Annotated in this window: 24 protein-coding genes and 1 tRNA gene; 9 read left to right on the top strand and 16 right to left on the bottom strand. The window is 63.9% G+C overall.

From position 1 onward, the window contains the following. Nucleotides 1-50: 50 nt before the first annotated feature. The 3 genes from G4G27_RS01760 to G4G27_RS01750 are packed head-to-tail and all read right to left on the bottom strand — an operon-like array spanning nt 51 to nt 4,026. Nucleotides 51-2,543, bottom strand: coding sequence for a TonB-dependent receptor (locus G4G27_RS01760; RefSeq protein ID WP_244624513.1), 2,493 nt, complete (start codon nt 2,541-2,543; stop codon nt 51-53). Further along, the gene (locus G4G27_RS01755; RefSeq protein WP_183111573.1) at nt 2,530-3,480 is read right to left on the bottom strand and encodes a FecR domain-containing protein; all 951 of its coding nucleotides are present in this window, start codon (nt 3,478-3,480) and stop codon (nt 2,530-2,532) included. Before G4G27_RS01755 ends, G4G27_RS01760 begins: the two co-directional genes overlap by 14 nt. Before the next feature lie 33 nt (nt 3,481-3,513). Beyond that, a complete protein-coding gene (locus G4G27_RS01750) occupies nt 3,514-4,026 on the bottom strand; it encodes a sigma-70 family RNA polymerase sigma factor (protein ID WP_183111571.1) in 513 nt (170 codons plus the stop codon). A gap of 149 nt (nt 4,027-4,175) precedes the next feature. Here G4G27_RS01750 and G4G27_RS01745 point away from each other — a divergent pair. Next, nucleotides 4,176-4,249: transfer RNA gene (locus G4G27_RS01745), tRNA-Gly, on the top strand. A 7-nt stretch (nt 4,250-4,256) separates the two neighbouring features. Here G4G27_RS01745 and G4G27_RS01740 read toward each other — a convergent pair. Both G4G27_RS01740 and G4G27_RS01735 read right to left on the bottom strand, forming a co-directional pair. Next, a complete protein-coding gene (locus G4G27_RS01740; protein WP_183111570.1) occupies nt 4,257-4,646 on the bottom strand; it encodes a VOC family protein in 390 nt (129 codons plus the stop codon). Nucleotides 4,647-4,767: 121 nt separating this feature from the next. Beyond that, on the bottom strand, nt 4,768-5,781 hold the full coding sequence (locus G4G27_RS01735; protein ID WP_183111568.1) for an AraC family transcriptional regulator: 1,014 nt from the start codon (nt 5,779-5,781) through the stop codon (nt 4,768-4,770). Nucleotides 5,782-5,895: 114 nt separating this feature from the next. Here G4G27_RS01735 and G4G27_RS01730 point away from each other — a divergent pair, with 114 nt between their 5' ends. Then, nucleotides 5,896-6,729 carry a DUF2306 domain-containing protein gene (locus G4G27_RS01730; RefSeq protein WP_183111566.1) on the top strand — a complete coding sequence of 278 codons (834 nt, stop codon included), beginning with the start codon at nt 5,896-5,898 and terminating at the stop codon, nt 6,727-6,729. A gap of 9 nt (nt 6,730-6,738) precedes the next feature. Here G4G27_RS01730 and G4G27_RS01725 read toward each other — a convergent pair whose 3' ends face one another. The 4 genes from G4G27_RS01725 to G4G27_RS01710 form a co-directional block, all read right to left on the bottom strand. Then, nucleotides 6,739-7,881, bottom strand: a complete 1,143-nt coding sequence (locus tag G4G27_RS01725) for an aminotransferase (protein WP_183111564.1) — start codon at nt 7,879-7,881, stop codon at nt 6,739-6,741. Nucleotides 7,882-7,931: 50 nt separating this feature from the next. Then, complete coding sequence (locus tag G4G27_RS01720; RefSeq protein WP_202049651.1) at nt 7,932-8,357, bottom strand: GNAT family N-acetyltransferase; 426 nt, start codon at nt 8,355-8,357, stop codon at nt 7,932-7,934. Between the two features lie 21 nt (nt 8,358-8,378). Further along, a complete protein-coding gene (locus G4G27_RS01715; protein ID WP_202049650.1) occupies nt 8,379-9,041 on the bottom strand; it encodes a glutathione S-transferase family protein in 663 nt (220 codons plus the stop codon). Nucleotides 9,042-9,213: 172 nt separating this feature from the next. Continuing rightward, nucleotides 9,214-9,660, bottom strand: a complete 447-nt coding sequence (locus tag G4G27_RS01710) for an Lrp/AsnC family transcriptional regulator (RefSeq protein ID WP_183111562.1) — start codon at nt 9,658-9,660, stop codon at nt 9,214-9,216. A 114-nt stretch (nt 9,661-9,774) separates the two neighbouring features. On the opposite strand from G4G27_RS01710, the gene G4G27_RS01705 reads away from it, so the two are divergent. After that, a complete protein-coding gene (locus G4G27_RS01705; RefSeq protein ID WP_183111561.1) occupies nt 9,775-10,086 on the top strand; it encodes a cupin in 312 nt (103 codons plus the stop codon). Nucleotides 10,087-10,090: 4 nt separating this feature from the next. Here the strand turns inward: G4G27_RS01705 and G4G27_RS01700 are convergent, their stop codons facing one another. After that, complete coding sequence (locus G4G27_RS01700) at nt 10,091-10,987, bottom strand: LysR family transcriptional regulator (RefSeq protein ID WP_183111559.1); 897 nt, start codon at nt 10,985-10,987, stop codon at nt 10,091-10,093. Nucleotides 10,988-11,103: 116 nt separating this feature from the next. Here G4G27_RS01700 and G4G27_RS01695 point away from each other — a divergent pair, with 116 nt between their 5' ends. The 5 genes from G4G27_RS01695 (at nt 11,104) to G4G27_RS01675 (ending at nt 14,800) form a co-directional block, all read left to right on the top strand. Continuing rightward, the gene (locus tag G4G27_RS01695; RefSeq protein ID WP_183111557.1) at nt 11,104-12,018 is read left to right on the top strand and encodes an alpha/beta hydrolase; all 915 of its coding nucleotides are present in this window, start codon (nt 11,104-11,106) and stop codon (nt 12,016-12,018) included. A gap of 55 nt (nt 12,019-12,073) precedes the next feature. Next, nucleotides 12,074-12,787, top strand: a complete 714-nt coding sequence (gene bdcA, locus G4G27_RS01690; protein ID WP_183111555.1) for an SDR family oxidoreductase — start codon at nt 12,074-12,076, stop codon at nt 12,785-12,787. A gap of 93 nt (nt 12,788-12,880) precedes the next feature. Further along, a complete protein-coding gene (locus G4G27_RS01685; protein ID WP_183111553.1) occupies nt 12,881-13,468 on the top strand; it encodes a TetR/AcrR family transcriptional regulator in 588 nt (195 codons plus the stop codon). 73 nt (nt 13,469-13,541) lie between these two features. After that, nucleotides 13,542-13,922 (top strand): nuclear transport factor 2 family protein, encoded by a 381-nt coding sequence (locus tag G4G27_RS01680; protein ID WP_183111551.1) that lies wholly within the window; start codon nt 13,542-13,544, stop codon nt 13,920-13,922. Nucleotides 13,923-14,041: 119 nt separating this feature from the next. Next, complete coding sequence (locus tag G4G27_RS01675; protein ID WP_183111549.1) at nt 14,042-14,800, top strand: hypothetical protein; 759 nt, start codon at nt 14,042-14,044, stop codon at nt 14,798-14,800. A gap of 282 nt (nt 14,801-15,082) precedes the next feature. Here the strand turns inward: G4G27_RS01675 and pncB are convergent, their stop codons facing one another. From pncB to G4G27_RS01655, 4 genes are read right to left on the bottom strand one after another with little or no spacing between them, the layout of a single operon-like run. Beyond that, a complete protein-coding gene (pncB, locus tag G4G27_RS01670; RefSeq protein ID WP_183111547.1) occupies nt 15,083-16,387 on the bottom strand; it encodes a nicotinate phosphoribosyltransferase in 1,305 nt (434 codons plus the stop codon). 15 nt (nt 16,388-16,402) lie between these two features. Next, nucleotides 16,403-17,296: an NAD(+)/NADH kinase gene (locus tag G4G27_RS01665; protein ID WP_183111545.1), complete on the bottom strand. Its 894-nt coding sequence runs from the start codon at nt 17,294-17,296 to the stop codon at nt 16,403-16,405. Nucleotides 17,297-17,304: 8 nt separating this feature from the next. After that, nucleotides 17,305-18,303 carry an SPFH domain-containing protein gene (locus G4G27_RS01660; protein ID WP_183111543.1) on the bottom strand — a complete coding sequence of 333 codons (999 nt, stop codon included), beginning with the start codon at nt 18,301-18,303 and terminating at the stop codon, nt 17,305-17,307. Beyond that, complete coding sequence (locus tag G4G27_RS01655) at nt 18,303-19,040, bottom strand: NUDIX domain-containing protein (RefSeq protein ID WP_183111541.1); 738 nt, start codon at nt 19,038-19,040, stop codon at nt 18,303-18,305. Before G4G27_RS01655 ends, G4G27_RS01660 begins: the two co-directional genes overlap by 1 nt. A gap of 80 nt (nt 19,041-19,120) precedes the next feature. Between G4G27_RS01655 and G4G27_RS01650 the strand changes: the two genes are divergently transcribed. Further along, on the top strand, nt 19,121-19,708 hold the full coding sequence (locus G4G27_RS01650; RefSeq protein WP_183111540.1) for an isochorismatase family cysteine hydrolase: 588 nt from the start codon (nt 19,121-19,123) through the stop codon (nt 19,706-19,708). A 49-nt stretch (nt 19,709-19,757) separates the two neighbouring features. Here the strand turns inward: G4G27_RS01650 and G4G27_RS01645 are convergent, their stop codons facing one another. Together G4G27_RS01645 and G4G27_RS01640 are read right to left on the bottom strand one after the other, a co-directional pair. After that, on the bottom strand, nt 19,758-21,890 hold the full coding sequence (locus G4G27_RS01645) for a peptidase domain-containing ABC transporter (RefSeq protein WP_183111538.1): 2,133 nt from the start codon (nt 21,888-21,890) through the stop codon (nt 19,758-19,760). Beyond that, the gene (locus tag G4G27_RS01640; RefSeq protein WP_183111536.1) at nt 21,887-23,131 is read right to left on the bottom strand and encodes an HlyD family efflux transporter periplasmic adaptor subunit; all 1,245 of its coding nucleotides are present in this window, start codon (nt 23,129-23,131) and stop codon (nt 21,887-21,889) included. Before G4G27_RS01640 ends, G4G27_RS01645 begins: the two co-directional genes overlap by 4 nt. Between the last annotated feature and the right edge of the window lie 443 nt (nt 23,132-23,574).

Below are 23,574 nucleotides of genomic sequence, written 5' to 3'. Positions count from 1 at the left end.
CTCCCCGACATCCAGACGGAGCCGGTCGGAAAAACCCGCAGGACAAAAGGTTAAAAGTTGGCGTCGAAGCCGATGCGGATGCTGCGCGGACGAAGCGGCGTGATCTGGTTTGAGCCACCCATCAGAAAGGGGCTGCCGAGCGCAAAGCGATTGCCTTCCTTGTCGAGCAGATTGGTCAGGGACAAGGTCAGGCCGCGTCGTTCGTCACCGATTCTGAGTTCGACGCCGGTATCGAGCGTATTGCCTTGCGGACGCCCCAATATGGGGCCGATGCCGAGCCGCGACTGGCCGACATAACGCGCGTTCGCATCGAGCGTGAGATAATAGGCACGACCGATCGGCGCCGAATATCGCGCGCGGACCAGCCCGCTGGCATCGGCGACATTGGGCAGCGACGGCCCGGCCCGATCCGCGGCATAGGGCATTGGCGGCCCGACGCGATCGGCCGCATAGGCCGCAACGAGGATCGTCGACGGCGTCGTGACCTCGGAATTGTTGAAATAGACCGAGCCCTGCAGGTCGAGGCGCGGCAAGGGCCGCCAGCGCACGCTGATCCCCGCCGAGGTGATCCGTCCATCGCCGATATTGGCGGTGACCGGGAACCCCGACGCGTCGATCAGATCGGCCTGAATATCGCGCCAGCGCGTGTGCGCGAGCGTAACCGCGACATCGAAGCGATCACCACCCGCATAACGCAAACCGACTTCGCCGGTTTCGACCGCATCGCCCTTATAATATTGGATGATGTCGGTGCCGACCGACAAACCACCGGGGCGATAACCCTGCTGGTAGCGGACAAAGGCGGTTACCGGCCCCGCCGGATGCAGCGATATTGCAAGCGAGGGTAGAAAGCGCGTCTCGGTGCGCCGACCCTGCGCTTCCTGATCGAGGCGAAACGCCAGTGCCTCGGGTCGATCCAGCGCCCTGCCCGACAGCCGCGAATGGGTCAGCCGTCCGCCGCCGGTCAGCGATAGCCAGGGCAACGGCACGATCGTCGCCTCACCGTACAGCGTCGCTTCGTCGACGCGATTGCGGACCCCGACCACTCCCGAGGTGAAGAACGGGACGGCGATCAGGCTGCCGGAGCTTCCCACCGAGCCAGTAACCATTCCGTCGAGAACGGTCACCCCGCCGATCGGAACGAATTGCAGATCATAGGTCCGGTCTTGACGCGTCGTGGTACTCAGCAAGCTCGCACCGATCACCCACCCATCGCCATTGTCGCCACTGTGCGACAAGCGCGTTTCGGAACTGATCATCCTGATCCGGCTGACCTGATCATAGGCCTTGGCCAGGCCGCCAGGCGGCGTCGCGTCGAACCGTTCGGCGACATATTGATCGACAACGCCGGTCGACGATATCAGCCTGGTCGCGCCCCAATCCTTGCCGATCACCAGTTCGCCAAGGAGATAGTCGTTGCGATAGGGCTGGGCGAGCGCGCTCGACCGGCTAAGGTCGTGACGATCGGCATATTGCGCATCGTCTCCTGAGATGCGCTGGAAATTGCCCGACAGGTCGATCGTCCAGCCATCGCCCGGCGTTGCGCGCAACGCGGCGCGCCCGCCGATCGTTTCGACCCGGTTGACGTCGGTCAGGCCGCGCCGGCGATCGTCGATATAACCGCCATCGATTCCACCATAGGCCAGCGCGCGCAGCGCCAGCGTATCGTCGGCGATCGGCAAGTTGACCAGCGCTCCGGCATCGCCGCCGGGCTTGCCGTGTTCGGTGAAGGCGAGCCCGCTCCACCCGCGTGCCGCGACGATGCCCATATCGGGTGCCTCGGGCACGATACGGATGATACCGCCAAGCGAACCCGCGCCGTACAGCGTCCCCTGAGGCCCCTCCAATACTTCGATCGAGCGAACGTCATAGAGCCTCAGGCTCGGGTCGGGCGCGCTATAGTTGATTCGTGTGTCGCCCCAATATTGGCCGACCGTCGACTGGGTCGGGCCAGTGAAGCTCGAATCCGCCACGCCACGAATGAACAGCTTGTTGCGGCCGGCGCCGAGATGGGTCGACGCGACGCTGGCCACCCGCGCCTCGATCGCGTCCGACCCCTGCCCGCCCTCCGCCAGCGACAAATCGCGCCCCTGGATGACCGCCGCCATCCCCGGCAAGTCGCGCAGTCGCCGGTCATATTTGGCTGCCGTGACGATGATGTCGTCCATGACCGGCTGCGGTTCGGGCATCGGCACCGCCGGCCGTGAAGGAGGCTTGGGCTTCGGCCTGAGCGGGACAGATGCCTCGATCACGAATACGCCCGGAGAGACCTGCACAGCGGCCACGCCGGTGCCACGCAGCATCCGGTCGAGCGCCTTGACCGCGTCGATCCTGCCCGAAACCGCGCGCACCCTGATCGTGGCGATACGCCGGTCGCGCAAGCCGATGCTGACGCCGGTCTGGCGGCCGAGAATGACGATCGCCGCGTCGAGTTGCGTGGCGGGCACGCTGACGCTCGGCGCGTGACCGGAAACGTGCCTCGCCTCAGCCGAGGTCGCGACGATCAGGCAGAGGGTGGGAAGGAGATATTTAGCGGTGCGCACGATCCGCCCGAGTCAAAGTCCAGCCGCGTCCGTTACGCTCGGCCTGAACGCCGAGCAAGGGCGCGATCGGCGCGATCGGATCGGCCGCCTTCTGGTCAAGGTTGATGATGCCGGTAAAGCGCATCGTCGCGGCATCGGTGGTTGTAGCAACCCGCTTGCCGAGATTGCGCGACAGATCGGTGGCGACAAGTGCAAGCGGCGCATTGCTGTAGACGAGTTGCCCGCTTTGCCAGGCACCGACGCCTGAGACTTCTGCCTGCGACCGGACCGGCCGGGCGCCATCGACCGCGCTGAGCGCTTGCCCGGCGTCGAGCCGGACCGAGTCCGTGTCGGGCGCAAAGATCACCGCGCCTTCGCTGACCGACACCCGCGTCGCACCGGCATCGCGGATCAGATTGAACACCGTACCGGCATCAACCAGCCGCGTGCCGCCGACATTGACCTCGAACGGATCGCGCTCGTTATGGCGAATGGTGAACAGCGCTTCTCCGCGCTCAAGCGTCGCGCGGCGCGGCGCGGCGTGATCGAGCACGATCCGCGTGCCGCCATTGAGCGCGACGCTGCTGCCATCGGCGAGCGTGAGCGTGCGATGAACGCCGGGCGCGGTCTCGATGACATAGGGTGAGGCCGTGTCACGAAGCGTCGCATAGCCGATCATGCCGGCAACCGCCGCCGCCATCGCCCCACCAAGCCAGACGCGGCGCGTGACACGCGGCGTGACTGGTTGTGCCGCCGGCATGACCGGGCGCGGGGCGGTCTCGAGTAATTCGACGATTCCGGCATCGCGCGCGACCGCGGCATCATAGGCGGCGCTATGGCTGGCATCAGCCTCCAGCCAGGCAGTGAAACCGTCCCAGTCGACGAACGCGGCGTCGTGTAACCGCATCGCCCAGAGCTGTGCCTGGTCGCGGATCGTATCGTCAAAAGGCGGAGTCATGCGCATGTCCCTGACAGGACGGAGCCGATCGCGTCATTCCGCATCGTCGCTCTCCCGAAGCGCGCCAAGCGCGCGATATGCCCGTTGCAGATCCTTTTCGACGGTACTGAGGCTGACGCCCAGCTCGCGTGCGATCACCGCCTGGCCGATGCCGTCGAGCCGGTACATGCGGAATACGCGCTCGCTGCGTGGGCCAAGCAACGACAGTGCCGCTTCCACCGCCCGCAATCGCTCACGCGCGAGCAAAGCGCGTTCGATGCCGGGTTCGGCGACCGCCATATCGGTCGCCTCGACATAATCCTGCTCGCGCCGCGCACGGCTGGTATTGGCGCGATAGCGGTCGCGCATCAGGTTTTCGGCCGCGCGGTAAAGATAACCAAGCGGCGCCGCGACCGGCTGGGCCGGAGTCGATGAAACCCGCTCCCACAGCTCCTGTAACAGATCCTCGGCCGCATCACCCGCCCCACGCGCCGCCAGAAACCGGAGCAGCCGCTCGCGATTCTCCATGAAGACCTGGGCCAGTCCGCTCGGTTGGGGTTGCGCCATCGCGTGCGTCAAAGCACCCAATTCGCCAGTTGCCAAGCGTCAGTGTGTTTGGCGTAGGCGCGCACCCGACTTGCGCCGCCAACCGGCCCACGCTATCCGCACGGCGGAACCATGCTGGCGGACCGCTCGATCGGGCGAGTGTCAGTGATGCGGGTATAGCACAATGGTAGTGCAGCAGCCTTCCAAGCTGAATACGCGGGTTCGATTCCCGCTACCCGCTCCATTCTTCATCATCCAGGGGCGGCCTGGGACAGCGACAGGACATTGCCGTCCTGGTCAGCGAAGAAGGCGACCTTCGTCTTGCCATCGGGTGAGGTCCAGATCCCGAGCGGGTCCTGACCCATCCCCTCGTAAATGGTGAACGCGATGCCCCCATCGCGCAGAACCTCCACTGCCGCGCGGATATCATCGACATTCCAACCGAACACGGGATGACCATGTGCCTTGTGGTCGGCCATCACGGTCATCCGCAACAATCCCCCACCAACCTCGATAAAGTCACCGAAATCGTCCGAACTGTGCAACACAAACCCGAGCGTATCGCGGTAAAAACCCAGCGCCCGCCCACGGTCGCTGACGGTAAGATATGCCACCGGCGTGCTCGATTGCAGAAGGTTCATGCCCGGTCCCCGCTTGAGGTCGATGGCTGATCCATAAAGCGGACAAAGCCGCAGGGCCATCGTTCAACGGGCGGCGGACGGTCGTGTCGTTGCTGCTCTTCAATCGGCAAGGCCCAGCAAATCAGCCGGCTTTCCACTCACGCGGGCTCGATCCCGTCCATCGCTTGAACGCCCGCGAAAAGGAAGACGGATCGGAAAAACCGACCAGATAGGCGGTTTCGTTCACCGATGCCTTTTTGCCGCCCAGATAGTGCAATGCCATGCGGTGGCGCAGATCGTCGACCGATCCCTCATAGCTGACATTCTCCGCCTTCAGCCGGCGGTAAAGCGACTGACGGCTGAGCCCCAGCTGCCCGGCGACGTCGTCCATGCTCACATCGCCCCGGTGCAGTTTCGGAATCAATATGCTTTCGACTCGCCCACGCATCGTCTGCGTATTTTCGAGGTCCCGGAGCAATTTGTCGGCATGCTCGCTCAGCACGCCGAACACATAGCGATTGGGCTGATGCAGTTCGATCGAGAGCCAGGATGGATCGATCATGATCGCATTCCTGTCGCTGTCGAAGGTGATCGGCGCCTTCAGGACGCGATCATAATCCGCACGATAATCCGGTGCGGAATGCGTGAAATGCACCGCTTTGGCAAAAGGCGCGCCGGGAAAGTGGCGCGCGGTTTCGCAGATGAACCGCGACCAGGTCGATTCGGTCATTTCCGGAAAGCTGTTGGGGTCGGTGCGCCGGTCGACCATCCATAGCTCCCCGCCGATCCATGCCAGCTCGAACCGCCCGCCAAGCCCGGGCAGGTCGACCTCGGCCACAAGGCGCGCATAGCGACTTAGTTCGGTAAAGGCCTCGCCCATGGTCGGTGCGGCGTAGCAGATCAGGCCGACGACCGAGATTTCCTTGAAGTCCTTCTCGGCGCCGAGCTCGAGTGCCAATGCCGGCTCATCGCACAACCGCTTCGCAGCGCGCATCAGTGCGACGTAACACGCGAGCGGCATGCGATTGTCGGGATCGGACAAAAGGCCGGGATCGATTCCCGAAAGGTCGTACAGCTGCTGTCGGTCGGCACCCCTCGAGACCGAGAACTCCAGCAGGTTGACCGTATAGCCGGTCGATACCGTGGGCTCAGCCATTGGAACGCTCCTGCGATCCGAAAGTCAGGTTTTTGATCTGCGCGGTCATGTGCTGCGGGTCATAGCCAATCTATCGCCGGGGGAGAACCAGATGGGCCGCCCGGAGGGACAAAAATGACCGAAACCGTTGCGGCCGGATCTCCGGTCTGGCGATCCACGGCAACCAAGGCGCTCGACGCGTCGGCCGTCCTCTGGTACGTGACTGCAGTCATCGGGCAATGGCTGTTCGTCGCCTATATCGCCGCCTTCTATGGCGCAGCCGCAACCGTCGGGAATTTCGAGAAATGGAACGACGTGCTGGTCGGCGGCTATGTCGCGGGCGGTACGATCGGCAATGTGGCGCTTGCCGCGCACCTCCTGCTCGCCATCATCATCACGGTCGGCGGGCCGCTGCAGCTGGTGCCGTATCTGCGCACCCATGCCCTTTCCTTCCATCGCTGGAATGGCCGGCTGTACATGCTGACGGCGATCGTCATGAGCCTGACCGGCCTGTACATGGTGTGGACGCGGGGTACGGCCGGCGGCTTTTCGATGCGCTTCGGGATCAGCATCAACGCCGTCCTGATCCTGGTCTGTGCGGCGATGGCCTGGCGTTATGCGATCGCGCGCAAGATCGCCGCGCACCGTCGCTGGGCGCTTCGCAGTTTCATTCTGGTCAGCGGGGTGTGGTTCTTTCGAGTCGGGCTGATGCTGTGGATTATCGCCAATAGCGGCCCGGTCGGTATCGGCGGGAAAGGGTTCGACGGCCCATTCGTCCGCTTCTGGGCCTATGGCTGCTATCTTGTGCCGCTCGCGGTGCTCGAACTCTATCTGCGCGCGCAGGATCGTGGTGGCCCCTCAAGTAAATTCATGATGGCGGGGCTGTTATTCGTGCTGACCGCCGGAGTCGGGATCGGCATCTTCGGCGCGTTCATGGGCATGTGGTTGCCGCGGATGGCCGGCGGCTGAATGGCAGCGTCAAGGCCGCACACTCATCCGCTCCAGCGCGTCGTCCAGCGTCGCATCGGTCTTGGCGAAGCACAGCCGCACGACGTTGGTCACCGGCGCCTCGACATAGAATGCCGACACCGGGATCGCCGCGACGCCGGCCTGTTCGATCAGCCATTCGCAGAATGCCTGATCGCCCATGCCGACGCCCGAACGATCGAGATCGATCGACAGGAAATAAGTCGCAGAGCTCGGCAGCACGGTATAACCGAGCTTGGTCAGACCGGCAGCAAGCCGGTCACGCGAGCGCTGGAACGCGGCGCGCATCTCCACGAAATAGGCCATATCCTTGCCCAGGCCGTAAGCGGCGGCGGTCTGAAGATTGGGCGGCGTGGTGAAGGTCAGGAATTGATGCGCCTTAGCCAGCACCGCGGCGATGCGCGGCGCGGCGCACATCCAGCCGACCTTCCATCCGGTGAGCGAGAAGATCTTGCCCGCCGAACCGATCTTGACCGTCCGCTCACGCATGCCCGGAAAGGTCATCAGCGAGCGATGGACAGCACCGTCAAAGACGACCTGTTCCCAAACCTCGTCGCAGACCGCGATTGCATCGTGCGCGATGCAGAAGTCAGCGAGCAAGGTCAGTTCCTCATCCGAAGCGATCGTCGCCGTGGGGTTGAGCGGGGTGTTGAGGATGACCAGCTTCGTGCGCACGCTCGCCACTGCCGACAGCGCCGCGGCGGTGATGCGCCATTCAGGCGGTTCGAGCCGGACCAGCTTCGGCACGCCACCGGCACGCACGACCAGGGGCCAATAGGCGTCGTAAAGCGGCTGGAACATCACCACTTCGTCGCCCGGCGAGACCAGAGCAAGGATCGCCGCCGCCAGCGCCTCGGTCGCGCCCGAGGTGACCACGACTTCGGCCGGAGTCAGGTCCAGCCCCTGATGCGCGGCATAATGCGCTGCGACCGCTTCACGCAACGCCGGCACGCCGAGCATCGGCGGATATTGGTTCGACTCCTCGACCAGCGCGCGCGCCGCCTCGGCCAGCACATCCTCCGGCCCGCGCCCGTCGGGAAAACCCTGTCCGAGATTGATCGCTCCCGTGGCACGTGCCCGCGCCGACATGGTTTCGAAGACCGTCGTGCCGAGCGAGGTGTAAAGCGGGTTCATGGCGCATTGCTTCGCGGCGTTCGGGCCAGCAAGTCAAGCGCGGCCGGGCATCAATCCTTGAGCGTCACGCGGAAATGGAAACAGTCGATGCCCAGTCCTTCACGGAAGTAGAAGCGGTGAGCCTGTTCGCGGATCACGCGCGATACGAGCTGCAATTCATTGCACCCGGCGGCCCGCCCTTCCGCCTTCAGCCAGTCGAGCAGGCGCGCGCCATAGCCCTTTGACCGCACCCGTTCGTCGGCGACAAGATCGTCTATGCTGAGCAGCCGGCCGCAATAGAGCATGTCCATCACGCGATAACCGGCGACGGCGCGCACCACGCCATCTTCGCGCAGCGCCGCCAGCCGGAAACCGTCGGACGCCATCAAGCCGCGAATCCGCGCGAGATAGGTGTCGGCGACAAGATCGGGGCGCAATTGCTGCATGACATCGAAGGTCGCGGCAATCTGTTCGTCGGTAATGGCTTGCTCGATCACTTTTGCGGTCCTCGTACGATTTCAGGTGTTGGCGGGCGTGGTCCCGGATTCGGGCGCCGCGATGTCATGAGTATCGCCGGAAAGTGGCGTCGCGCGCATCGATGGGCGGCGCAGGAATTCGTCGAACCATGCCGACAGCAAGGGGCGGCCGTCACGGAACGAAGGCAGTTCGCGGAATGCCAGCCAGTCGAGCGTCGTCGCCAGTGCGATATGGCCGACATGGAGATCGGCGGTCACGTCCAGTTCGCGTTCGAGCCAGTCATAGCTAGCGACGAGCTTCTCGACATAACCGTCGCGTAGCGGCGGATAGCGCAACGCCTCAGGACGGCGCACCGTTTCCCAGCGTACAGCGATCCCGGCGTCGGCCAACCCTTGCGCCACCGCCTGCACCCTCAACGCCTGCCAACGCGCCTCGCCTTGTTCGGGGATCAGTTTGCGGCCCGGATTGAGCGTGTCGAGATAGTCGCAAATGACATCGGAATCGAAGATCGGCTGTGCATCGGTGCGCAGGAGTACGGGTACCTTGCCGAGTGGATTCTCCGCGAACACCTGATCGTTGCGCAGCGTCGGGCTGGTTTCGTGATGGACCACGGCGATCTGCCCGGCAAGGCCGGCTTCGTGGGCGAAAACGAGCGCTTTACGCGCGTATGGCGAATGGGTCTGGTAGAGCAAGGTCAACGACATGAACGTTCCTTCGAGGGGCGGCGTGAGCCGGTGGCATTCGGCGATGACGCCAGAGCATTTCCGGGCCGGCCGGCCCGCTCAAATTGGATGCTACGGTGAATTCGTGGCGTTTGGCGGCGGAATCGGCCTCGCTCGCGCCTTTTTCGGGCGCCAGTGCATCGATCGACGCGGATCAGGCGCGGATGCCGTGTTCCGCCAATATGATCGCCGACTGCATCGACTGTATTCCTGCAACCGCCGATAGCCGATCGATCAGCCGCGACAGTTCCGCCGCGCTGCCTGTCCGCACGACCGCCACCGCATCGATCGGCCCCGCCGTCGAATAAAGCGAGACGATCTCCGGCCAATGCGCGAAGCGCGCGATAACCGGCGCGCAAGGGCGTTCGCCGAAGGTCAACGACAAGATCGCTTCGACCGTCGCGCCGTCATCCTGTTGCCGCACGATCGCCGCGTAACCAATGATGTCGCCGCGCTGTTCGAGTCGCGCAATCCGTGCCTGTACCGAGGTGCGCGACAGATTGACCATCTGGCCCAGTGCCGTCGCCGATGCCCGCGCATTGTTCTTCAGAGCGGCAAGTATCCTGCGGTCGGTCGCATCCGGTTCACCGTCGTTTCGCACGTCACTACCCTCATTCTCGACGAAGTGCAGGCGCGCGCGGCACCTTGCGCAGCGCGGGCCGCTCGTCCTTGCCCTATCATGCGCCAAGCCAATGTATTGATCGAGAGGGTCGTGATGCGCACCGTTCGCAGCCTGGATTTCACCGGTACCCGCGCCTGGGATGCTTTACCTATCGGACGAGTCGACGACGTGACGGTCACCCTGCATTGGACCGACCGGCCCTATCGCTGGCACGTCAATGATGGTGCCGAGGTGTTCGTCGTCCTCGATGGCGTGGTCGACATGCATATGCGCGACGATGCGGGCGAGACGGTTTCGCGGTTGAACGCCGGCGATATCTTCAGCGCCGAACCGGGCGACGAGCATGTCGCGCAGCCGATCGGCGCGGCGCGTATTTTGGTGATCGAGCGCGCGGGCAGCGTATAGCGGTTCACACCTCCCAATAAGCGGGGTCGCCAAACGCCTTTCGCAGCCATTCGGTCAGCGCGATGATCTTGGCGGACGAACTGCGGTTCTGCGGATAGGCGATGTTGAGCTCGGCACCCTCCGCCTCGACGCCGATGTCGATGTGGACCAGCGATCCGTCGGCCAGGTGACGATGGATGAAGAAGGTCGGCAGCAGCGTGATGCCAAGCCCGGCCAAGGCGGCGTCGCGCATCACCACGCCATTGTTGACGCGAAGTGCCGCGCGTGGCCGTATCACCGTCTCGCCCGCCCCTTCGCGAAACCGCCAGTCGGTCTCGCGATTCGTGTAGAGGATCGCCGATGCAGCCACGATATCGTCGAGCGATGCCGGCGTGCCATTGGCCGCGAGATAGGCGGGCGACGCGACGAGCAGCCGGCGGCTCGACCCCAGCCGTTTTGCGATTAAATTCTTGTCGCGGATCGGACCGTGGCGGATCACCGCGTCATAACCGTCCGCCGCGACGTCGATGAACCGGTCGTCGAGATCGAGGCTGAGGTTGATCAGCGGATGCGCGGCGAGGAAGGGATAAAGCGCCGGCCCGAGATGCAGGCTGCCGAAGCTGATCGGCCCGGCGAGGCGTAACGGGCCCGACAGGGTGCCACGCCGCTGCGTCAGTTCCTCGGCCGCCTCGGCCATCTCGCGCACGATGCGCCGCGCGCGTTCGAGAAAAGCCTGGCCGTCCTCAGTCAGCGAAAGCTTGCGCGTCGTACGCTGCATCAGCCGTGCACCGGCACTGCGTTCGAGTTCGGCAAGTCGTTCGCTGACCACCGACTTGGCCAGCCCCATGCGCCGCGCCGCCTCGCTGATCGATCCGGCCTCGGCCACCGCGACAAACGCCGCCACTCCATCGAGCTTCATCATCGTTCGGCAATCCCGTAAGCCGGTTTCGGAACTTACCGGCTAGTGCGTACGATGCGCGCGGTCCATCTTCCTGTCCAGAGCCCGGCACGGCCGTGCTCGCTACAGGGAGACCATCCATGTTTCGTACATTGATCGCCGCCGCGCTGATCGCGCTTCCCCTGCCCGCCATAGCGCAGGTCGAACCCTTCCCGGCGAGTTTCAAAACGCAGGAGATCATGACCAACGGCACCACGATCCATGTCCGGGTCGGCGGCAAAGGGCCGGCAGTAGTCCTGCTCCACGGCTATGGCGAGACCGGCGACATGTGGGCGCCGCTCGCCGCTGACCTGGCGCGCGACCATACCGTCATCGTGCCTGATTTGCGCGGCATGGGCCTGTCGGCCAAACCAGCCGGCGGATATGACAAGAAGACGCAAGGCGCCGATGTCGCGGGCGTGCTCGACACGCTCAAGGTGACGAGAACCGATCTTGTCACGCACGATATCGGCAACATGGTCGGTTATGCCTTTGCCGCACAATATCGCGCCCGGATGGGCCGCTTCGTGTTGATGGATGCGCCATTGCCCGGCGTCGGGCCGTGGGAGGATATCCTCAAGAACCCGCTGCTGTGGCATTTCCGTTTCGGCGGTCCGGACATGGAGCGATTGGTCGCCGGGCGTGAGCGGATCTATCTCGACCGCTTCTGGAATGAATTCTCCGCCACGCCGGCCAAATTCAGCGAAGCATCGCGCGTTCATTATGCCGCGCTTTACGCGATGCCGGGCGCGATGCATGCCGGCTTCGCGCAGTTCGCCGCGTTCGACCAGGATGCGATCGACAACAAGCAGTTCGTCGCGGCGGGCAAGCTGGCCATGCCGGTGCTCGCGATTGGCGGCGATAAGTCATTCGGGCCGATGATGGCGACGGTGATGCGTTTCGCGGCAACCGACGTGCAGCAGGCGGTGATCGCTGATGCCGGCCATTGGTTGATGGAGGAACAGCCCACAGCGACGGTCGCCGAAGTGCGCAAGTTCCTGGACGCGGGAAAATGAGCGCGGCGACCGGACCATCGAACACTCATTACACAACAACGGCAAGGGACCGACCATGACCGATTTCACTGGCAAGACCATCCTCGTCATCGGCGGCAGCCGAGGCATCGGCGCGGCGATCGTGCGGCGCTTCTCCAGCGACGGCGGCACCGTCGCATTCAGTTATGCCGGATCGACCGATGCGGCGCTGGCGCTGGCGCAAGAAACCGGCGCGACCGCGATCCAGTCCGATGCCGCCGATCGCGACGCGGTGATCGATCTGGTCAAGGGGCGCGGCGCGCTCGACATTCTGGTGGTCAACGCCGGAACGTTCGTTGCCGGCAATGCGACCGAGGCCGACCCCGACGCGGTCGACCGGATGATCGATATCAACGTGCGAGCGCCCTATCATGCCGCAGTCGAGGCAGCGCGGTCGATGCCCGATGGCGGAAGGATTATCGTGATCGGATCGGTCAATGGCGATCGCATGCCGTTTGCCGGGGCCGCCGCCTATGCGCTGACCAAGGCCGCGCTGCAGGGCATGGCACGCGGGCTGGCGCGCGATTTCGGGGACCGCGGGATCACCGTCAATATCGTTCAGCCCGGCCCGACCGATACCGACATGAACCCGGCCAGCGGGCCGATGAGTGACATCATGCATGGCTTCATGGCGATCAAGCGTCATGCCACGGGCGGAGAGGTTGCCGGCATGGTCGCATACCTCGCCGGCCCCGAAGCCGGCATCGTGACCGGTGCGCTGCACACGATCGATGGCGGGTTCGGCGCGTAAGGCCAATGGGTAAACAAGTATTGCGCTCTGTGCGCACTTGCTTCCAAGCTACCGGCCGACGGGGTCGGTCTTCAGTGGGTGTTCGGTCAGCGCATGGTTCGTCAAGCAGAGAGAAGCGCGGCGACGATCCAGGCGATCATGGACGCTGCACGTGCGCTGTTTTCCGACCAGGGTTATGAAGCGGTCAGTCTCGATCTGGTGGTACAGCGCGCCGGCGTGGCCAAGGGCGCGTTCTACCATCACTTCGCCTCTAAGCGCGACCTGCTCGAACGGCTGGTCGACACGCTGCAGGGCGAACTGGCCGCGCAGCTCGCGGCCGAGGCGTCGAGCGGGCCGGCCACTGCGAACAGCATCGCGCTCAGCGTCGGCATCTATCTGCAGGCCGCGATCGAGCCGGACCGCAACCGCATCCTGCTGGTTGATGGACCGGCGGTGCTTGGCTGGCAGCGGTGGCGCGAAATCGACGATCTTTATTTCGCCGCTGCGATGCGCGCCGGTATCGGCAAGCTGATGAACGAACCGGCCGAGTCCAAAGACGCCGATGCAGTGACCCGACTCGCGCTGGGCGCGATCATGGAGGCAGCGCTCGCCTGCGGCACATCGGACGATGCTGCAGCAAGCGCGCGCGATTTCACCGGCGCGTTTCAGAGGATGCTATCCGGAGTCGAGCAAGCGATCTGACGGGTGAGCCGCTTGACATAATACCCTTTCGATCAATAACAGACTCCAAGTCTGTTTTCTGACGGGAGCTTTTATGCCGAGCGCGGAACGAGTCGAGCAGTTCATGGCGATGGTCGAGGCCGGTGAGTATGTCGCGGCGCTCGAAACCTTCTACGTCGAGGACGCCGCGACCAGCGAGAACGGTGCCCGGCCGCGTGTCGGTCGCGACATATTGATTGCCGAAGAGTACAAGACACTCGCGCGCAACAAGGCGGTCAGGGGCACGCGCCTGGACGCGCCGGCGATCGATGGCGACCGTGTGGCGATCGCCTGGCGTTTCGAGTTCGACGGCCTGGACGGGGTAACTCGCGCGATGGAAGAAATCGCCTGGCAGCGTTGGTCGGGCGACCGGATCGCGGAGGAGCGCTTCTTTTACGACCCCCGCCAACTCATCACCCCAATGGCGGCAGGTTGAGTGCTTTCAGCCCGGCCACGACGACATGCGATCGTCGGGCGCTGAAGACCGGCAAATGGTCGCTTTTGGGTCGCTGAGCCAGTTGCGGTGTCCGATCGCCGGGTCTAGGCGATCCGGCGATGCGTTCGGCGCCTTATCAATCCGCGTCGGACCGGCGTCGCGCCTTCGGGCGCCGCGCCATAGCGCTGGCGCTGGCGCTGGCGGTCGAAACGCTGGTCGGTCTGGCACTATGGTTCATCGCCGCACCCGAGTTCCGGAAGCCACAGGAAAAGACCTACCCGGTCGCCACGTTCCAGATGGCGCCCGAAGCGAAGGTCGCATCGGTGCCCAAACCGCGCGCGAAAACCGTTGCCAAGAAAAAGCAGGACAGCAGCGGCGCCGCACCGCGTGTGCGGACGCCGGAGGTCAAGCCGCCAGTACCCCCGACCCTGCCGTCCAAATACTTGCAGTTGAACAGCGAGGAGTTCGCCGCGACTGACGTCTCGAAACTGCCGTCGCATCGCGACGACAATGGTGCCGGCGACGATCAGGGATCGGGCAAGGATAGCGCCGCGGTCTATGGGCCGGGCGACGGACCGGGCGGCAAGACGCTGTACGGCGCCGAATGGGTGCGCGAACCGAGCCGCGCCGAACTTGCCACCTATATGCCCACCAACCTCGAGACCGGCTCGGCAATGATCGCGTGCCAGACGATAGCCGGCAACCGGGTCGAGAATTGCCGCTCGCTCGGCGAATCACCGCCCGGTTCGGGCCTGGCGCGTGGCTTGCGCCAGGCGGCCTGGCAATTCCTCGTCCGACCGCCGCGCATCAACGGCAAGCCGGTGATCGGCGCGTGGGTCAGGATCCGGTTCGATATCAAGGTCGGTATCGTCAAATAGCGACGCACGTTCGCCGGAAACGGTGTTGTGGTCTTCATCATGTGAAAGAGCGGATCGGCGGCCGATGAGAAGTCGACTGGATCGCTAAATGGTCGCGATTGCGGTGTGGTTGAATCGCGCTACGCCGACGGCGCGGGGGGAGATATGGGACACCCATTGTTGTATATCTTCTGCGCCGGTCGGGCGAGATATGGGACACCATATTGTCGCAAACCTGAAATAATAATCTTTATAATACAGATATTTACGCAGATAGGCGATGAAGTTCAGCGCGCTCCGATATCAGACGCTTACCGTCGATGGCGTGCGGCCATCCTCGCCGAAAATGCGCAGATAACGCGCGATCTCGGCCGGGTCGCCGGTCGCCTTGGCCGGATTGTCGGACATTTTCACCGCCGGACGGCCATTGGCGCGGATCACCTTGGCGACGAGCGAGATCGGCTCGAGCCCATGCGCGCCATCCGGGTCGCAATCGCGGAAATCATTGGTCAGATTGGTGCCCCAGCCAAAACTCATCCTCACCCGGCCATGGAAATGGCGATAGGTCGCCTCGATCGAGTCGACGTCCATACCGTCGGAGAAGATCAGCAGCTTGCTGCGCGGGTCGCGACCATGTGCTTGCCACCAGGCGATGATCTGTTCGCCGCCCTCGATCGGCGGGGCACTGTCGGGGCGAAAGCCGGTCCAGTCGGCGAGCCAGTCGGGTGCATTACGCAGGAAAGCGGCGGTGCCGAACGCATCGGGCAGTGCGATCAGCAGATTGCCGTCATAATGCGCCTGCCAGTCCTCAAGCACGCGATAGGGCGCAGCGGCGATCCCGGCATCGTCATCGGCCAGTGCCGCCTCCACCATCGGCAATTCATGCGCGTTGGTGCCGATCGCTTCCAGATCATTGTCCATCGCCAGCAGCACGTTCGACGTGCCGATGAAGCGCTTTCCCAGCCCTTCCTTCAAAGCCTCGACGCACCAGCGCTGCCATAGAAAACCATGCCGGCGCCGCGTGCCGAAATCGGAAATGACGAGATCGGGCAATTGCCGCAATCGTTCGACCTTGGCCCAAAGCCGCGCCTTGCCGCGCGCATAAAGCACGTCGAGTGCGAAGCGTCCCTTGCCCTTCAACACCGACCGCGAGCGCAGTTCGTTGACGATCGCCAGCGCCGGGATTTCCCACATGCTGGTGTGCGTCCAGGGACCGTCAAAGGTCAGTTCGAATTGCCCATCGACAGTGCGCAATTCATAGTCGGGCAGCCGGAAATCGGCGAGCCAGGCAATGAAGTCGGGCGCGAACATGCGTTCGCGCCCATAGAAACTGTTACCCGCGAGCCAGATCAGCTCCTTCTTGCCGAAGCGCAGCGTGCGAGCGTGATCGAGTTGCTCGCGTAATTCCCTTTCGTCGATCACCTCGGCGAGGCGGACCGTCTTGCTGCGGTTGATCAGCGCGAAGGTCGCCTGCACGTCCGGATGCAGATGGCGGATCATCTGCAGCATCAGCAGCTTGTAGAAATCGGTATCGAGCAGCGACCGCACGATCGGGTCGAGCCGCCAGCCATGATCGTAGGTGCGGGTTGCGATGTCGGTGATGGCCATGGAAATCCTTCCAGCTCAACCGGTGACCAGATGCAAGGCGTGGGCGGCCGGGCCGAGCGTGACCCGTCGTCCCCAATCGAAGGCAAGGAAATCCTGTTCGATGCCGTCGGCAAAGATCACCCCGCCCTCGTTCATGCGTGAAACCACGCCGAGCGGTTCCTCGCTGAGCTTGCCGAAGCGCATCGCGGTGCCGGTCGCCTTGCTCGGAAAGGGCTCGCGCACGAAATAACACACCGCGCGTTCCTCGGGCGTCAGCGCGACCTGTTCATGCGTCGCCTCCATGATCGAGCGCGCCCAGCCGGTCGCTCCGGTGCCCGAGGCGACGATCAGACCGCTCGACGAATGATCTTCGCGCGCGTCACCGGTGGCAATGCTGTAGCGCGCCGATTGGTGGCTGCGATGGCCGACGAACACCTCATTGAGCGCAAGCAGCTTTTCGCCCGAGTCGAGCGTCGCTTCGACCATGGTGCGATGTTCGACCGGCGCCGCGCCCGCGATGCTGGCGGGCAGCAACCGCGCGAGCCGATCGAGCGATACGCGGACCAGCACGCCGTCATAAAGGTCGGGCGACGGGTTGATGCCGAGCACCGGCTGCCCCGACAGATATTTGGCGACATTGGCGACCAACCCATCTTGCCCGACCGGGATCACCACATCTTCGGGGCCAAACAGAAAACGATCGAGATCTGCGCGCCCAACCAGCGCCTGACGCCAGTCGCCGGGTACCAGTGTGCGCGCCATGCGCAGCGCAACATGGAGTTCTTCATGGCGCTGCTCGACCGTCTCGATCTTCTGCCCGCGCGATTCGAGGAAGAAGCGCGCCTGCCCGCGCGTCGCATGGCGCGCGAGCAGGAGTTCATAGTCGGTTTCACGCGTGACGAAGACCGCGCGCGGCGTGTTGGTGGACATGCCCGCTCTCAGTTCGCCGGTGCTGTCGGGGCCGGGAGCGCCGGCGCTTCGCGACGGAATTCGCCGAGGATGCTCGCGAGCAGATCGGGCGTCACATTGACATGCTCGATCGTGCCGATGTTGCCGGCCAGTTCGCGTGCGGCGAGGCCGAGCAGCACGGAAGGCGGCAGGTCGCGATAAATGGCGATGCGCTCCTGCTCGGCCTCGGCCTTCGCGCCCTCGACGGTGCGGATACGTTCGGCCTCCGCCGCCGCCTCGACTTGCTGCGCCTCGGCCACGCCGGTCGCGCGGTTGCGGGCATTCTCCGATTCTTCCGCGATCAGTGTCTTTTCGCGCCGGGCGAGCTCGGTCTTGTTGGCCAGTTCATTCTCGGCAATCGCGCGTTCCTTGTCGACCGCGAGCGCGCGGCGTTCGAACACCGCTTCATCGGCCTTTTGCTGGAGCGCCTCGAAGGTCGGAGTCTGCAACGCGCGTTCCAATTCACTCGACGGCGCGAGGTTGGTCAGCCGGATCGCGGCGACGGAGATGCCGATCTCGCCCAGCGCGGAATCGCGCGCCAGCGCGGCTTCGAGTGCCGCCCGCAACGGTTCGGGGCCAGCGTCGAGCAAAGCGCGGACCGGCGCCTGTGCGAGATATTGCAGCGCCGCCTGGTTGACGAGACCGGCGAGCCGCGTCTCGATGCGCTGGATCGGTTCGGACTGATAGGCGCCGGTGAGCAGGCCGATGCTGAAATCGACCCTGCTGGCGAGCAATTGCGGATCGTCGACATGCCAGGTCAGCGTGCCCTGTACTGCGACCGCCTGGAAATCCTGGCTGCGGCCCTTCACGAACAACGCCATCTCGCGATCGTCCATCGGCAGTTCGGCGATGCTCGCGGTCTGCGGCCGGAACCAGAAGACCAGCCCGCGCCCGCTCTGCCGCACCCGGCCGTTGCGATAACGAATGACATGGTTGCTGGCATCGCTGCGCAGCTGGGCGGCGAACCCGAAATTCTTGATATAGGCCATCATTCACCTCCTTCGGACGGATTGCGGTAGCGATAGAGTTCGGCGGGCCGGAACGACGCCCCGGTCTCGCGCTCGCCGGTTGGTTCGAGCCAGCCGCGATCGAGCATGCGACGGCGAAAGGCGGGTTTGTTGAGCCGCACGCCAAGGATCGCCTCATGCACGTCCTGCAACGCGCGCAAGGTGAAAAGTTCGGGCAGAAGCGCGAAACCGAGCGCCGAATAGTCGAGCTTGCCGCGCAGCCGAAGCATCGCGACGCCGAGCATCGCGTCATGGTCGAACGCCAAGGCAAGAGTCTTGCCATCGGCCGAGTGTGCCTGGACCATCCCGCCCGTCTCTCCCGCCCAGGGCACGAAGAGCTTGGCCAGCGTCAAGTCGGACGCGGCCTTCAGCGCGGCGGTGAAGCTGGCGGCGGGAAGCAGCGCGAAATAAGCGACGCTGACGATGCGCATGCGTGGATCGCGGTCGACCGCACCGAAGGTATAGAGTTGTTCGACATAGGCCTCGCCCATATGCGCCTTGTCGGCGAGGATGCGATGCGCGGCCTCATCCAGCCCTTCGCCGATCCCGACGAATCCGCCGGGCAAGGCCCAGCAATGCTGAAATGGATGCGCGTCGCGGCAGACCAGCAGCACCGCCGGTGTGCCGTTGACGATGCTCATCAAAACCAGATCGACTGCAACCGAGGGTTTCTCGTAAGCAGTGGGATCATAATGGTCGAGGAAGCTCGCCTCGTTCATCTTCGTACCTTATATGCGTTGTGCGCTTTACTTATATGCGATTCGGATATATGTCAATCCGTATCGGAAGGGGGTCGGTGATGAAGAGCTTCGTGGTGGTCGTGGATATGCAGGGCGATTTCATCAACGCCGATGGCGCACTCCCGGTGGCGGGTGCCGACGCGTTGCTCGCCCCGATGACCGAATGGCTCCGCGCCTTGCAGCCGGACGAGACCGCCGGTGTACTGTTCACCGCCGACACGCATGAGCCGGACATCTATGCGCGGTCGGAAGAGGCGAAGCAGTTTCCGCCGCACTGCATGCGCGGTACGCCGGGCTGGGCATTGTTGATCGATCCGGCGGTGATCGACCCCGTCATCCCCTGCTACCGCCTCGAAAAGGGCGTGTTCGACATGTGGGCCGAGCCGGGCATCATGATCGAGAGGCTGGACGGTGACGCGCCTCCGGTGCCGCGTGAGGATTTCTTCGCGAGGCTGAAGCAGGATGGCGTGGAGCATGTACGGGTAATCGGCGTCGCCGCCGATTTCTGCGTTCGCTGGGCCGCCAAGGGCCTGATCGAACACGGCTTCAAAGTGACGATCCCGCCTGCCCTGACCCGGGGTATCAAGCGCCAGATCGATGCCGTGATCGCCGATGAATGGGGTCGCACGGAGGTGGCCATCGCTTAGGATGGATCCGCATTCAGTTTTGGCAGTATCGCGGCCCCACCCTCGCGCCTCACCCGGCCAGAGCCGATGGCGCTGCGGCCGGCTGATGCCATGTGCAATGCACCTTGCCGTCGATCACTTCGAAGATCTGCTGGGCACGCTCGATCAGCGCCGGGCGATGCGCGATCACCACCCGAGTGATCGCCAGCGTCGATACCGCGTCGCTGATCGCGGTTTCGTTGGCCAGATCGAGATTGGCGGTGCCTTCATCGAGGAACAGTCCATCGGGTTTGCGGTACAGTGCGCGCGCCAATAGCAAGCGCTGGCGCTGGCCGCCCGACAGCGTCGAGCCCATATCACCGATCAGGCTGAAATAGCCCATCGGCATCGCTGCGATATCATCGTGCACGCGTGCGAAACGGGCGCAGCGTTCGGCATGATCCATGTCGAGTTGCGTATCGAAGAAGCCGATATTGTCGCCCAGCGTGCCGGTCAGCAGGCTATCATCCTGCAGCACCGCGCCGACCCGCGCGCGCCATCCGGCAATCGTTGCCGGCCCCAGCGGCACGCCGTCGATCAGGATCCGGCCCGAACTGGGGTCGAGCAGGCCTAGCAACAGCCGCATCAGCGTCGTCTTGCCGGCACCCGACGGCCCGACAAACGCGGCGAAACCCCCGGCCGGTATCTCGAACGACACATCGTCGAGGATCGGGCGCTCGGTCGGGCTGTAGCTGAAACTGAGATGCTCGACCCGGATCGCCGCCGGGCGCGATCGGGTGCCCCTGGGCGGCGCGATGCCGATCTGTTCGGGCTGTTCGCCGACAATATCGGACAGCCGGTCGAGATGCAGCGCGATCATGCGCCATTGCTGGATCTGGTTGATCAGCTTGGCCGCGCTGTCCGAAAAACTGGTGCGATAGGACATGAACGCCAGCAACAGGCCGATCGTCATGGTTTCGTCGATCACCGCCTGCGCGCCGAGATAGACAACGACGATCAGTTGCAGGCTGAACAGGATATTCTCGGCCAGCGCCAGCCGGATCCCGATCATGCCCGAACGATAATTGGCTGAAATCACATCGGCATTGCGGTTGCGCCACCCCGCCTGGCGCATCGCCTCGCTGCCGTGAAGCTTGACCGCGCGCATCGCCCGGATCGTTTCGAGCAGATAGGTCTCCTCCTGCGCACGAGCGAGAATTTCCTCTTCCGAGCGCTGTCGCAGCCGCGGAAAGAGCGCGAGCGAAATGCCGAAATAAAGCAAGGTGGAGAAGACTACCGTCAGCGCCAGGGGCACGCTGATCAGCATCATCACGATCAGCGTGGTCAACGCCAGCAAGAAGTCGATCGCGACATTGACGAGCCCCTGCGTCAGCAGATCCTGGATCGGCCGGATCGAGCCGATACGCGACAACAGGTCGCCGACATGGCGGCGCTCGAAATAGGCCAGCGGCAAGCGGATCAAGTGACGCGTGATATTGCCGGCCAGTTGATAGGCGAGCGATTCGCCCAAAGTCAGCACGACCCAGGAGCGCAGGCCCTGGATCACCGCATTAAGACAATAAACCGTGCCGAAACCGATCGCGAGCAGCCCAAGCAGATTGGCGTCGCTCTGCCCAATCGCCTCATCAATGGTCAGCTGCATGAACAGCGGCATCGCCAGCGCGGTAATCTGGAGCAGCAGTGACAGCAGGACGACCTGCGCGGTCGCGCCGCCATAATTGGTCAATTTGCTCCACAGGTCGGTGATGCGGAGGATCGATCGCTCCTCCCTCGGCCGGAATTCCGGCGTGGGTTGAAATTCCAGCGCGACGCCGGTGAAATGTCGTGACACCGTCTCCAGTCCGATCGACCGCCGACCGATCGCGGGGTCGAGGATTATGGCGCGGCCTGGCGCCAGTTTCTCCAGCACGACGAAATGATTGAGATCCCAATGCAGGACCGCAGGCAGACGCAGCTCGGGCAATTCCTCGAGTTCGAGCCGAAGCGGCCGGGGCCCCAGTTCCAGATCCGACGCGATCAGCATCAGTTCGGCCAGCGTCGCCCCCTTCATCGAGGTCGAATAGCGCCGGCGCAGGCCGGGCAGGTTGGTCTTGTGGCCAAAGGCGTTGGCGGCCATGGTCAGGCAGGCCAGCCCACACTCCGCCGCTTCGGCCTGCAGTACCGGCGTCAGCTGGCGCGACCAGGGAAACTGGAACCCGCTCATCCGCGCAACGCCCGCAGCAGTGGATCGAGCAAGACTTCCCATAGCGAACGACGTTCGAGCACGAGATTGGCCGCCAGCGTCATGCCGGGGCGCAAGGGCCGGTCGGCGGCGCCCGGCTTGCTTGTACCGCGATCGATCCGCACGCGAATCCGAAAGACCGGCTGATCGATCTTCAAGCCAGGGTCGATCGCGTTTGCATCGGTCGGCACGCGAGATATCTCGGTGACAACACCCCGGCCCGCGCCATATTTCTGGAACGGAAAGGCGTCGAACTGCAACCGCACTTCCTGCCCGAGATGGACGAAGCCGGCAGCGCGCGTCGGCGTGTAGAGCCAGGCCTCCAGCCGGCTGTCATTGGGAATCACGGTGACCAGCGATATCTCAGGCCGCGCGCGGCTGCCGACCTGCCCGATCAGGTCGCCGACCCGTCCGGCGATCGGCGCGGTCAGCACCAACCGATCGAGCCGTAGCACGAGCGCGCGTTGCGCGGCGAGTTCGGCGCGCCGGCCGGCGATTTGCGACAAGGTCTGACTGGTGCCCATATCGCGTTGCGTGATCTGCGCTTCGGTGCTGCGCAGCGCTTCCTGTTGAGTGATGATACGTTCCTCGATCGCCTCGCGATCGGCGCGACGCGTCAAAATTATCCCTTTCGCTTCCTCGGCCTGGCGCACGCTGCCGGCACTTGCGCGTGCCAGCCGCCCAGCCCGGGCGCCCTGGCTCTCCGCGATCCGCACCTGTTCGGCAGCAATCACCGCCTGCCGCTTCAGCGAGGCGATCGCCGCGCGGAGTGAATCACGTTGCTGGGCGAGGCCTTGGGTTTCACTGGCACCGAGCATGGTGCCAAGCTGCTGCTGGCGGGCGAGTTCGTCGTCCTGGCGGCTGATCTGGGCGAGTTGGCTGGCGACACCGTCGCCATCGGCGTTACGGCCCTGGCTGAGCGCGATGGTCAGCAACGGTGTGCCCGCTTGAACCATGTCGCCCTCTTGAACATGAATGGCGCGGATTTCCGCCATGGCAGGCGGATAGATGCGGGCTATGCCTCGGTCATAAGCCACGACGCCCGTTACGCGAGCGCGTGAGGCGAACTGGCCGAGCGTGACGATCAGCAGCATCGCGGCGCAGATCCCGACGATCAGGATGGTGTAGATGCCGGCGCGGGGCGGCGTCGCGGCGACGACAGTGCCAGTCAGCCGATCGCGCCTCGCCTCGATCGCCTCGCGCCTGAAAAGTTGGTTTACCATCACCGGTTTGGTTACCGGGGAACGGGTTAAATCGTTTTAACCAGCCTCAGGGCCTCAATTACGTAATTTACGTATTAGAAATTGAGAAGGGCTGCAGCATAGATGCTACAGCCCTTCATGGTCCAGTCATCACTTCAAATATTCCGTATCAATAATTACCGGCAACGTGGCCGAGGATGGCAATTCGATGGCGCAGGAGCGCAAGGCTGAAGTGCCCCAGCAACACCATTCAGCAGGTTTGCTGTGCCGTGCAGCAGGCCACCGACAAGGCCGAGAACAGGCAAGCAGAATCCGCCGCCCGATACATCCATGGTTTCTTCGGTGCTCAGAGTACGCATGTTAATCTCCGATAATGTTAGCCCGGATTGGGCCTGATATTTATCCGAGTGCTTGATCGGTAATGCAATATAAACCTGAATATCATAGCCTATATTAAGTATGAT

It is taken from the genome of Sphingomonas sp. So64.6b (assembly GCF_014171475.1).
Lineage (GTDB): Bacteria > Pseudomonadota > Alphaproteobacteria > Sphingomonadales > Sphingomonadaceae > Sphingomonas > Sphingomonas alpina_A.
The sequence above is the reverse complement of the archived record's forward strand: the minus strand, read 5'-3'. Positions and strand labels throughout refer to the sequence as shown.

What these genes read in the sequence shown, in the direction of transcription:
- G4G27_RS01700 (WP_183111559.1), bottom strand. Translation starts at nt 10,987, where the DNA reads ATGATGAAGCTCGATGGAGTGGCGGCGTTTGTCGCGGTGGCCGAGGCC.
- G4G27_RS01655 (WP_183111541.1), bottom strand. Translation starts at nt 19,040, where the DNA reads ATGAACGAGGCGAGCTTCCTCGACCATTATGATCCCACTGCTTACGAG.
- G4G27_RS01640 (WP_183111536.1), bottom strand. Translation starts at nt 23,131, where the DNA reads ATGGTAAACCAACTTTTCAGGCGCGAGGCGATCGAGGCGAGGCGCGAT.
- G4G27_RS01725 (WP_183111564.1), bottom strand. Translation starts at nt 7,881, where the DNA reads ATGAACCCGCTTTACACCTCGCTCGGCACGACGGTCTTCGAAACCATG.
- G4G27_RS01735 (WP_183111568.1), bottom strand. Translation starts at nt 5,781, where the DNA reads ATGGCTGAGCCCACGGTATCGACCGGCTATACGGTCAACCTGCTGGAG.
- G4G27_RS01715 (WP_202049650.1), bottom strand. Translation starts at nt 9,041, where the DNA reads ATGTCGTTGACCTTGCTCTACCAGACCCATTCGCCATACGCGCGTAAA.
- G4G27_RS01645 (WP_183111538.1), bottom strand. Translation starts at nt 21,890, where the DNA reads ATGAGCGGGTTCCAGTTTCCCTGGTCGCGCCAGCTGACGCCGGTACTG.
- G4G27_RS01660 (WP_183111543.1), bottom strand. Translation starts at nt 18,303, where the DNA reads ATGGCCTATATCAAGAATTTCGGGTTCGCCGCCCAGCTGCGCAGCGAT.
- pncB (WP_183111547.1), bottom strand. Translation starts at nt 16,387, where the DNA reads ATGGCCATCACCGACATCGCAACCCGCACCTACGATCATGGCTGGCGG.
- G4G27_RS01695 (WP_183111557.1), top strand. Translation starts at nt 11,104, where the DNA reads ATGTTTCGTACATTGATCGCCGCCGCGCTGATCGCGCTTCCCCTGCCC.
- G4G27_RS01680 (WP_183111551.1), top strand. Translation starts at nt 13,542, where the DNA reads ATGCCGAGCGCGGAACGAGTCGAGCAGTTCATGGCGATGGTCGAGGCC.
- bdcA (WP_183111555.1), top strand. Translation starts at nt 12,074, where the DNA reads ATGACCGATTTCACTGGCAAGACCATCCTCGTCATCGGCGGCAGCCGA.
- G4G27_RS01665 (WP_183111545.1), bottom strand. Translation starts at nt 17,296, where the DNA reads ATGTCCACCAACACGCCGCGCGCGGTCTTCGTCACGCGTGAAACCGAC.
- G4G27_RS01650 (WP_183111540.1), top strand. Translation starts at nt 19,121, where the DNA reads ATGAAGAGCTTCGTGGTGGTCGTGGATATGCAGGGCGATTTCATCAAC.
- G4G27_RS01750 (WP_183111571.1), bottom strand. Translation starts at nt 4,026, where the DNA reads ATGGCGCAACCCCAACCGAGCGGACTGGCCCAGGTCTTCATGGAGAAT.
- G4G27_RS01705 (WP_183111561.1), top strand. Translation starts at nt 9,775, where the DNA reads ATGCGCACCGTTCGCAGCCTGGATTTCACCGGTACCCGCGCCTGGGAT.
- G4G27_RS01685 (WP_183111553.1), top strand. Translation starts at nt 12,881, where the DNA reads ATGGTTCGTCAAGCAGAGAGAAGCGCGGCGACGATCCAGGCGATCATG.
- G4G27_RS01730 (WP_183111566.1), top strand. Translation starts at nt 5,896, where the DNA reads ATGACCGAAACCGTTGCGGCCGGATCTCCGGTCTGGCGATCCACGGCA.
- G4G27_RS01755 (WP_183111573.1), bottom strand. Translation starts at nt 3,480, where the DNA reads ATGACTCCGCCTTTTGACGATACGATCCGCGACCAGGCACAGCTCTGG.
- G4G27_RS01675 (WP_183111549.1), top strand. Translation starts at nt 14,042, where the DNA reads ATGCGTTCGGCGCCTTATCAATCCGCGTCGGACCGGCGTCGCGCCTTC.
- G4G27_RS01740 (WP_183111570.1), bottom strand. Translation starts at nt 4,646, where the DNA reads ATGAACCTTCTGCAATCGAGCACGCCGGTGGCATATCTTACCGTCAGC.